3 protein-coding genes and 1 pseudogene are annotated in these 3,741 nt (G+C 44.3%); 2 read left to right on the forward strand and 2 right to left on the reverse strand.

What is annotated here, in order from left to right:
• Positions 1-380 precede the first annotated feature (380 nt).
• Together IM322_RS21440 and IM322_RS21445 are read left to right on the forward strand one after the other, a co-directional pair.
• Positions 381-1,369, forward strand: a pseudogene (locus IM322_RS21440) (J domain-containing protein).
• A 90-nt stretch (positions 1,370-1,459) separates the two neighbouring features.
• Entirely contained in the window at positions 1,460-2,914 is a 1,455-nt protein-coding gene (locus IM322_RS21445; RefSeq protein WP_287676115.1) for a serine/threonine-protein kinase, read from the forward strand.
• Between the two features lie 342 nt (positions 2,915-3,256).
• Here IM322_RS21445 and IM322_RS21450 read toward each other — a convergent pair whose 3' ends face one another.
• Both IM322_RS21450 and IM322_RS23595 read right to left on the reverse strand, forming a co-directional pair.
• Positions 3,257-3,478, reverse strand: coding sequence for a HigA family addiction module antitoxin (locus IM322_RS21450; protein ID WP_287676116.1), 222 nt, complete (start codon positions 3,476-3,478; stop codon positions 3,257-3,259).
• A 10-nt stretch (positions 3,479-3,488) separates the two neighbouring features.
• On the reverse strand, positions 3,489-3,602 hold the full coding sequence (locus IM322_RS23595) for a type II toxin-antitoxin system RelE/ParE family toxin (RefSeq protein WP_353737536.1): 114 nt from the start codon (positions 3,600-3,602) through the stop codon (positions 3,489-3,491).
• Positions 3,603-3,741: the final 139 nt, after the last annotated feature.

Raw genomic sequence — 3,741 nt, forward strand, 5'->3', positions numbered from 1 at the left:
AAAATTGTCTGCTCAATTTTTTGATAATTGACCACTGTTACATTTGGTAAATCGAGGAGTTGCTCAAAATTTATCCACATAACCCACCTCCTGTTCTGTGTTACTATTATACCATGCTCACACAGAACCTAGAAGAGCCACTTTCCGAATAACCAGAGTAAGGATATGTGGAAACTTTCGGCATATCACCCCGTTTTAGCGGAATTGCAGCGAACTTTTCCGTATATGACCCCCAGAAGCCTGTTAGCCAGATTAACCTACTGCAAACAAACTCCTTTAGGCAGATTCCTGACAATCAGCCGAGATACAAAGAACTTTTCAGCGACCATAGCACCAATTATAATTCTTCGAGTAACTCAGCAGACTAACTAAAAGTTGCGATGGCGGAGCAAATTCTTTCTCTCCTCTTGTACTTAATTGTCATTTTAACGGCTTTTTGGTTTATTAGCCCCCAAAAAACGCCCCGTAGTCATCCCGCCTATCATCTTGCTTGTTTGCTGGAAGATGCTCCTGAAAGCTCTTTAAAGGGTCAATTTTATCCCTTGGCTACTCCTTTGGCTACCCCGATCGCCTGTACTGTTCCGCAAGTCTGGCGCAGTTTCTATCAGCAGTCTCTGGCAAAACCAGATATTAACTATTGGCAATGGTGCAGTATGCCTGAAAATGAGCAGTTTTGTCGGGAATTACGGGAATTATTGCAATTAAATCCGGCTAGAGGTTACGCTAAGGAAATTCTGGAAAGTCTGGCCTTGGGTCAAGATCCTTTTTAAGCTAAACGGCTTTTACTTCGGATCACCGATATAGACTCCAAAAGGGTTATAGCTATTGGATCATGCAGGTTAAGCGCCGTTTAGCTTATCATCTTTACTGGGACTTAAAAGCGATCGCTAATGGTAACTTTAACACTATTGGGGCTAATAAACTAGCTGAGGGCAGATTTGCCCAGCGAGATTTGCGAACTCATCAGCAGATGCGGAGGGATTTTCGTCAATGGCATCTACAAGCTTGTCAACAGTTGGGAAAAGAGCGGGTTAAAGCGGTTTATCGGCTGTGTTATGGGGCAGATTGGTCATTAATCGCCCAAATTCTCTATCCTTCGCCCCGTTTCTTGGCCGTGATGATTATGGAGTCGGCTAATCCCGTTTGGTGGCGAGTTTTGGGGATTACTCCTTTGAGCAAGACTAGCCATATTGAAAATAATTATAAAACTCTCTTGTGTTATTGGCATCCCGATCGCAATTCTCATCCCAATGCTACAGAAATCACTGCCCATCTTAATCGCGCCTACGATTGTTATCAAAGTTTTCAGGAGATGAGTAGTCAAGATAATGCACCTTTGTGGACGAAAATCCCTCGCTGGATTCCTTAGACTTGACTCTAGTTTTTCCCTTGACTTTTTCCTTAACAAAAGAATGTTAGTCTAGGAACAATTTATGACCACGCTTGCACTCTCAGGGTAATGAATCTAGTGCTTTTAAACAATCGCTACCAAATTGTTAGTACCCTTGCTAGGGGGGGATTTGGGGAAACTTATATCGCTATCGATACGAATATGCCTTCTCAACGGCGCTGTGTGATTAAAAAATTGCAGCCAGCTATTCAAAGTGAGGAGATGCCAGAATGGTTAAAAGAACGTTTTCAGAAAGAAGCAAGCGTTTTAGAGGAATTGGGCGAGCAAAATCGCCAAATACCCCGTTTATACGGTTATTTTGCCCAAGATAATCATTTCTATCTGGTGCAGGAATGGATTGAAGGGGAGACACTAACCCAAAAACAGCAACGACAGGGAAATTTATCCTCCTCAGCAGTGCGGACGATTTTAGATAATTTACTGCCTGTTCTTGATTTTATTCACAGTCGCCGCATTATTCACCGGGATGTGAAACCCGATAATATTATCTTAAGAAATAGTGATAATTTGCCCGTTTTAATCGATTTTGGGGTAATGAAAGAAGCAGTCGCCACCTTACTCGATCCTACGGGAAAAAGTGCCTATTCGATCGCCCTTGGCACCCCCGGTTATATGGCTTCGGAACAGGCTGCCGGGAGACCGGTCTTTTCTAGTGACCTTTACAGCCTAGGCTTAACGGCGATTTTTTTATTAACGGGAAAAACTCCCCAATATCTAGAAACTGACTCGCGTACGGGGGAAATTCTCTGGCGACAGGAGGCAGAAAATGTTAATCCTAATTTAGCTATGGTAATCGATCGAGCGATCCGTTTTCATCCCCGGGATCGGTTTGCTACTGCTAGGGAAATGTTGGCAGCTTTGGCAGAAATATCCCCCGATTTGTCCACCCAACCGACTATCGCGGTTTCTCCCCATAGTCCCCGATTAAAGTCCTCTACACCCCCAAAACCAACCGTCTCCCCCACTGTGGTTATTAAACCCAATTCTGGGGAAAAAAAGAATCCTTGGCTGTCGATTTTGCTGATTTTTGCGGTGACAATTGCGGCTTTTGCCCTAGGATATCGGGGATTTATGGCTCTTTTACCCAAAAATGAGGAAATTGAACCATCACCAACCCCTGAACCTTCTCCTAGTCCTGAAATCATTCCTCCTCCCTCCCAAGATTTTCCCCCTATCCGACGACCTTCTCGTCAACGGACTCCCATTTATTCCCCGACTCCTACCCCATCCCCGACTCCTACCCCAGAGGTGATTCCTAGTCCAGAAGTGACTCCAGAATTAACTCCTAGTCCCACCCCAGAAGAAGTAATTCCTATTCCTGTTCCCCTTCCTGAAACGGAGCCGAGTCCTCAAGTTTCTCCCCTTCCTTCTCCTTCCCCTTCTCCTTCCCCTTCTCCTTCTCCTGTTCCAGAGGTGATTAATCCCCCGGTTAATGAGGATAAAATTGAACCGATCGCTCCTCCCGTTTTATCACCTTCTCCTCCTGAAGAAAATAGTAATTAATAGACTGCTTGCAGAAGTCTGACAAGGGGAAGATGATAATTTTCTCTTAAACCTTTGCCCTTTTCCCTACAATGAAAGATAGCTACTGTTTAGGCTTAATTCTTCTGATTCTATCTGCTCTGCCAACTGAAGCAGCGCACCGTCGAAGGCGGATCTCTTCGAGATCGCACTAACCCAATGTTGTTTGGTGTTGTAACCCAATCGGATTCACAATAATTCTATCTTCCTGTTTTTTAACCTCAGCAAGATCGTAATTCATCTGGAGGCGCAGCCAGAAAGCAGGGGTACTAAGCTAAACGGCGCTTAACCTGCATGATCCAATAGCTATAACCCTTTTGGAGTCTATATCGGTGATCCGAAGTAAAAGCCGTTTAGCTTACCGATTGTCTTTGACAAACGCACAGCCATTTCCGGGGAAATCCCCGCCTTGCCATTGATTAGGTTAGATAGTCTAGAGCGTGACACGTTCAGCATTTTTGCCGCAGCCGTAACGGTCAATTCAAGCTCTTCAATCGAACTTTTGACAATTCTGCCGGGATGTACGGGATTTTTCAGGGTCATCATGTTTTTTCCCTCAATGATAATCTACAAGGTCAATGTCGAGAGCATTTCCATCTTCAAATCGGAAGACAATGCGCCAGTTACCTGTAACACGGACGCTCCAAAAACCGTTTAACTCTCCCGTCAGGGTAGGGCTGTTTCATTCTCCCATCAGAATATCAAAAGTAAAAGCGATCACCGTCAGGTAAAATGAGAAGTGACCGGCAACCTTTTAAATATATGTTGAGCTTAATAGAAAAACTGAAACAAGTCAAGGACTTTCGGAA

This window comes from Microcystis sp. M109S1 (assembly GCF_020247025.1).
GTDB lineage: Bacteria > Cyanobacteriota > Cyanobacteriia > Cyanobacteriales > Microcystaceae > Microcystis.